This is a genomic window from Mycobacterium sp. (genome assembly GCF_025933915.1).
In the GTDB taxonomy this organism is placed as follows: domain Bacteria; phylum Actinomycetota; class Actinomycetes; order Mycobacteriales; family Mycobacteriaceae; genus Mycobacterium.
In genome coordinates this window covers 1-5,217 of record NZ_JAICZA010000238.1, presented here as the reverse complement: position 1 = coordinate 5,217, position 5,217 = coordinate 1, and the positions used below count along the sequence as shown (strand labels likewise).

Annotated in this window: 6 protein-coding genes and 1 pseudogene; 6 read left to right on the top strand and 1 reads right to left on the bottom strand. The window is 68.8% G+C overall.

Annotated elements, in window-relative coordinates; translation table 11 throughout:
* The coding region (locus tag Q0W90_RS23065) for an SDR family oxidoreductase (RefSeq protein ID WP_297776856.1) at positions 1–528 on the top strand (528 nt) is incomplete at its 5' end.
* On the opposite strand, the gene Q0W90_RS23060 is transcribed toward Q0W90_RS23065, so the two are convergent.
* Positions 525–1,130, bottom strand: a complete 606-nt coding sequence (locus tag Q0W90_RS23060; RefSeq protein ID WP_297602116.1) for a class I SAM-dependent methyltransferase — start codon at positions 1,128–1,130, stop codon at positions 525–527. The two genes, Q0W90_RS23065 and Q0W90_RS23060, sit on opposite strands and share 4 nt — an antisense overlap.
* A gap of 177 nt (positions 1,131–1,307) precedes the next feature.
* On the opposite strand from Q0W90_RS23060, the gene Q0W90_RS23055 reads away from it, so the two are divergent.
* The 5 genes and pseudogenes from Q0W90_RS23055 to Q0W90_RS23035 form a co-directional block, all read left to right on the top strand.
* Positions 1,308–2,249 carry a DUF4129 domain-containing protein gene (locus tag Q0W90_RS23055; RefSeq protein WP_297602119.1) on the top strand — a complete coding sequence of 314 codons (942 nt, stop codon included), beginning with the start codon at positions 1,308–1,310 and terminating at the stop codon, positions 2,247–2,249.
* On the top strand, positions 2,246–2,728 hold the full coding sequence (locus tag Q0W90_RS23050) for a hypothetical protein (RefSeq protein ID WP_297776852.1): 483 nt from the start codon (positions 2,246–2,248) through the stop codon (positions 2,726–2,728). The genes Q0W90_RS23055 and Q0W90_RS23050 overlap by 4 nt, the downstream gene beginning before the upstream one ends.
* 19 nt (positions 2,729–2,747) lie before the next feature.
* Entirely contained in the window at positions 2,748–3,725 is a 978-nt protein-coding gene (locus Q0W90_RS23045) for a MoxR family ATPase (protein WP_297776849.1), read from the top strand.
* A gap of 7 nt (positions 3,726–3,732) precedes the next feature.
* On the top strand, positions 3,733–4,995 hold the full coding sequence (locus Q0W90_RS23040; RefSeq protein WP_297776847.1) for a DUF58 domain-containing protein: 1,263 nt from the start codon (positions 3,733–3,735) through the stop codon (positions 4,993–4,995).
* Positions 4,988–5,217: pseudogene (locus Q0W90_RS23035) on the top strand (hypothetical protein); the annotation flags it as partial. The gene Q0W90_RS23040 and the pseudogene Q0W90_RS23035, both read left to right, overlap by 8 nt.

The following is a 5,217-nucleotide window of genomic DNA, read 5'->3' as shown; positions in this document are numbered from 1 at the left end:
CGCACCACGTCTGCCAAAACACCGAGTGGCGCCGCCAAGCCCGGCTGGCCGGGGTTCGTCAGTACGCCCTTGCACGCGTATCGCCGGCATTTCGACATCGCGGTCTTTGCGGCCTACGAGCTGATGCAGATGGTGTGCCCCGACATGATCGAGGCGGGCGGTGGCTCGATCATCAACATCACCTCGGTCGCGTCGCGGCTGCCCGGCGACGGCCCGTACGCCGACCGCAGCGGCGGGGTGCTGCCCGGATACGGGGGGTCCAAGGCCGCGCTCGAGCATCTGACCCAATGCGCGGCCTACGATCTCACCGACCACAACATCGCCGTCAACGCGCTCTCGCCGTCCAAGCCGATCCTCACACCCGGGCTCTCCTACTATGCCCGCAACTTCGACGACACCGCCTCGGCGGACGAATTTGCCCGGGCCGCAGTGGAATTGGCCCTCGTCGATCCCGCCAAGGTCACGGGCCGCACCGTCGGCCACCTACAGGTGTTGGACGGCAGTTTCCGGCCGTTCGTCCTCGACTAGGCCGGCGAGGTCGCCGTCACGCCGTTGATGATCACGGCCTGCACGCGGTGCCATTGCTGGGAACGAAATCCCGCTCGCAGCAGCAGGTGATCGGCGCGGCGCTTGGTGCGGGCCTTGCCCCGGCGGCTGGTCGCCAACGTCGGCAGCAGCCACGGTGAGAATTGGTCGACGAGCACGATGCGACCGCCGGGCCGCAGCACGCGAGCGCACTCGATGAGCCCCGCTTGCTGGTCGGACCAGTGATCGAATGATGTTGTGCTGACGATCAGGTCAAACGTGTGGTCAGGGTAGCCGAGGGATTCCGCTGCCCCCTGCGTGAAGCTCAGCCGAGCGTCGCGCGCGACAGACCGCGCGACCTCGACCATCTGAGGCGCGGCGTCAATGCCGGCAAGCTGTTGGGCATTCGGGTAGCGATCGGCCAGCACGTGCAGCAAATAACCGGTCCCGCAACCCACATCGAGCACAGCGTTCGGCGACGGGACCGTGCGGACCGCCAAGTCGGCGGTGCGGTCGGAAATCGTGTGATGCAGCCGGCCACGCCAGCCACCGTCGTAACCGGTCGCGCGGTCGTTGAACGCGCCGACGTCGCGATAAGGCGGCACCCGCTGAGTGTGTCACGGTCAGCCCCCGGGCGTGCCGAGAAATTTGTGGATGAATTGTCGACTGTGGATAAGCCCGGCGCCGGTCCTGGCCCTAGTGCCGCCTGACGTGCAAGTATGAGCAAAGCCAGTGCCGCAACGGCGGCAGGCAACCGGTTGAGTGGTGTGCCAATGCCTGGTATGGACAAGCCGACAGGGCGAGTCGTTGCCCTGATCGTTCTCCTACTCGTGGTCGCGGCCGCCCTGCGCGGGTATATCCCTGCTCCGCACCATGCGGTGCGCAGCGAGTCGGGTGGCCGGGCGGCGCTGGTGTTCGTGGTGGCGATTCTTGCCGCGACGCTCGCGTTGGTCGCGATCGCGGTCGTCGCGCGGTTGCGGGACCCGCGTGCGCCCGCGCCATCCGCCGGCGCCCTCTCCGACATGCTGGGCACCGGTAGGGGCAGACCGAGTTGGCGCGTGTTGTTGATCGGACTGGCGGTGATCGTGGCCTGGCTGCTGATCGTGACGCTGATGGCCCGGCTCCTGGTGCCCCACGGCCCGGCGCCCGCACCGTCACCATCCGAGACGGGCGCCCCTCCGTCGTCGCGCGGGGCCACGCCGCCGCACCAGCAGCAGCACCGTCCGCGCGACGGCTCGCAGGACATGCTGGGGGTCTTGCTCGCCGGCACGGTCGCGATGTTGTTGATGGTCGTCGCCGGAACGGTCGCCACGGCGAGGCGGCGGTGGCGCCCGGCGGCGCCCGGCATCGCCGACGAGCCGGTCGGATCCCCGGCACCGGGGGCGCCGTCGCGGTCATTGGTCCGGGCGGCCGAACGCGGACTGGCCGAGATGACCGACCCACGCCACGAACCGCGCGAGGCGATCATCGCCTGCTACGCGGCGATGGAACGCGAACTCGCGCACGTTCCCGGCGCCGTCCCCCAGGACTTCGACACCCCGTCCGAGGTGTTGGCGCGCGCGGTCGAACACCATGCACTGCAGGCCGATAACGCCGTCCACTTGGTGAACCTGTTCACGGAGGCGCGGTTCAGCCCCCACGTGATGAACGAGGATCACCGCGACGTGGCGGTGCGCGTGCTTCGGCTGGTCCTCGACGAGCTGGGATCGCGGAGTGTCGCATGAAAAAGACCACGGCCCTGGGTGTTTGCCTCATCGTCGGCATAGAACTGCTGGCGCTGGCGCAGCATGACCGGCGACTGGTGTTGGCGGCCTCCGGTATTGGGCTGGCCCTGGTGCTGCTCGGCCTGCGACGTGCCCTGGGGCGAGGGCTCGAGCCCCACGCGCAGCCCGACCCCGACCATCTCGGTGACTCGTTGCGTCGCTGGCTTTCCACCACCGAGACGACGATCCGGTGGTCGGAGGCCACCCGCGCCGACTGGGACCGGCATCTGCGTCCGATGCTGGCCCGGCGCTACGAAATCGCCACGGGCCAAAGACAAGCCAAAGACCCCGTGGCATTCCACGCAACGGGTCGGATGCTCTTCGGTGTTGAACTGTGGGATTGGGTCAATCCCAACAACGTCGTCCGCAGCGGTGACGGCCAACCGGGGCCGGGCCGAGCGGCGCTGGAAGAGATTCTGCGAAAGTTGGAGCAGGTATGACAGGGGGCGCGATCCACACATGACGCTGCCGACGGCAACCACGACCGCACACTGCGAGGCGATTCTCGACGAAATAGAACGCGCGGTGGTGGGAAAACGCTCCGCGCTCAGACTGATCCTCACCGCGGTGCTCGCGCGCGGCCACATCCTCATCGAAGATCTGCCGGGCCTCGGCAAGACGCTGATCGCCAGATCCTTTGCGGCCGCGCTGGGGCTGAAATTCACCAGGGTGCAGTTCACGCCCGATCTGCTACCGGCGGACCTGCTCGGGTCGACGATCTACGACATGCAATCGGGCCGCTTCGCATTCCGGCCCGGGCCCATCTTCACCAACCTGTTGCTTGCCGACGAGATCAATCGCACGCCGCCGAAAACCCAGGCGGCGCTGCTGGAGGCGATGGCCGAACGCCAGGTCAGCATCGATGGCGAAACACACCAACTGGCAAGGCCTTTCATCGTGCTGGCCACCGACAACCCGATCGAGTACGAGGGCACGTACCCGCTGCCCGAGGCGCAGCTCGATCGGTTCGCGATCCGGCTGGAACTGCGGTATCTCACCGAACAGGACGAGACCTCGATGCTGCGCCGCCGCCTCGAGCGCGGTTCGGCCGAGCCGACGGTCAATCAGGTCGTGGACGCGCACGACCTGCTGGCGATGCGGGAATCGGTCGAGCAGGTGACCGTGCACGAAGACGTCCTGCATTACGTGGTGTCGCTGGCCAATGCGACGCGGCACCATCCGCAGGTCGCGGTTGGCGCCAGCCCGCGTGCCGAACTCGATCTGGTGCAGCTCGCCCGCGCGCGGGCGCTGCTGCTCGGCCGCGATTACGTGATCCCCGAGGACGTCAAGGCGCTCGCCACCGCGGCGGTCGCGCACCGTATCACCCTGCGCCCGGAGATGTGGGTACGAAAGATTCAGGGCGCCGATGTCATCGGAGAGCTGTTGCACCGGCTGCCGGTACCGCGAACCGGCGCGGGTCCCGCAGAGACCGGATGAGGCCGGCGTGCCGCAAAGCCGTGAGGTCGAGTTCCGCTGGCGTGCGTCGGGATTGACGCGGGCGGTCGCCACCTGCGCGGGGTTTGCCATTGCCGCTGCCGTGGTCGGCGCCCGGTGGCAGCTGATCGCGTTCGCGGCGCCCCTGCTCGGCGTGCTGTGCTCGATCAGCTGGCAGCGGCCGGTGCCGACGATTCGCGTGCACGGTGAGCCCGCCGCGCAGCGATGCTTCGAAAACGAACAGGCGCACCTGCGCGTGTGGATCACCGGGGAAGGAGAGGGGTTGTCGGCCGTGCAGGTCACGGTCCCCGACGTCGAAGGGATGGATCTCGAGGTTCCCGATTCTGATGCGGGCCAAGAGAAAACGGTGACCGCGACCGCGCAACGCTGGGGCCGGTACTGGATCGCGGCCCGCGTCGACGTGATCGCGCGCGGGGGGCTGCTCGCGGGCACGGCCCTCGTCGACGCCGCCGAGGTCATCGTGTTCCCGTTGACGCCGCCGCAGGTAACGCCCATCCCGCAGACCGAGTTGCTCGATCGACTGGGGTCCCATCTGACCCGGCACATCGGCCCCGGTGTGGAATACGCCGACATTCGCCCCTATGTGCCCGGAGACCAACTGCGCGCGGTGAATTGGCCGGTGAGCGCGCGTCGCGGTGAGCTACACGTCACACAGCGGTTGACCGACCGCGCCGCCGACGTCGTCGTGCTGATCGACGGGTACCGCCAGCCGGCGGGTCCGGCGACCGCGGCCACCGAACGAGTCGTTCGGGGCGCGGCGCAAGTGGTGCAAACCGCGTTGCGGCACGGTGATCGGGCCGGAATCGTCGCTCTCGGGGGCAACCATCCGCGCTGGCTTGGCGCCGACATCGGGCAGCGCCAGTTCTATCGGGTGCTCGACACCGTGCTCGGCGCCGGCGACGGATTCGAACGCACCACGGGCACGCTGGCGCCACGCGCGGCGGTCCCGGCCGGGGCGATCGTCATCGCGTTCTCCACGTTGCTCGACACCGAATTCGCCCTCGCGCTCATCGATCTGCGAAAGCGGGGTCATGTCGTGCTGGCCGTCGACATTCTCGACAGTTCGCCGTTCGAAGACGAGCAGGATCCCTTGGTCGACCGGATGTGGGCGCTACAGCGCTCCGCGATGTATCGCGACATGGCCACGATCGGCGTTGACATCGTGTCGTGGCGAGGCGACGGCGGTCTGGAGCAATCGATGGGGGTGCTGCCCGATCGCCGCCGCCGGGTGCGGGGGAGGCTTCGTGGATAAGGGTGGCACGGGCGCGCTGGCGCGGGTCGGGGCACCCGCGTTCGCGATCGCGTTCGGTCTGCTCATGGTGGGGTCGGCCGCCCACGGCTCGCGCGGAGTCGCAGCCGCGGCGTGGGTGGCGGCGCTGCTCGCGGTGGGGGCCGGTACGGTAGGCCGCCCCGCCGCAACGGGTGCCGCGCGGTTGGCGCTCGCGACGCTCGTGCGGTCCGACCCGCCGCTCGT

Bases quoted from the DNA above. Each gene is read 5' to 3' on its own strand.
- Q0W90_RS23055 (WP_297602119.1), top strand. From the start codon at position 1,308: ATGGACAAGCCGACAGGGCGAGTCGTTGCCCTGATCGTTCTCCTACTC.
- Q0W90_RS23050 (WP_297776852.1), top strand. From the start codon at position 2,246: ATGAAAAAGACCACGGCCCTGGGTGTTTGCCTCATCGTCGGCATAGAA.
- Q0W90_RS23045 (WP_297776849.1), top strand. From the start codon at position 2,748: ATGACGCTGCCGACGGCAACCACGACCGCACACTGCGAGGCGATTCTC.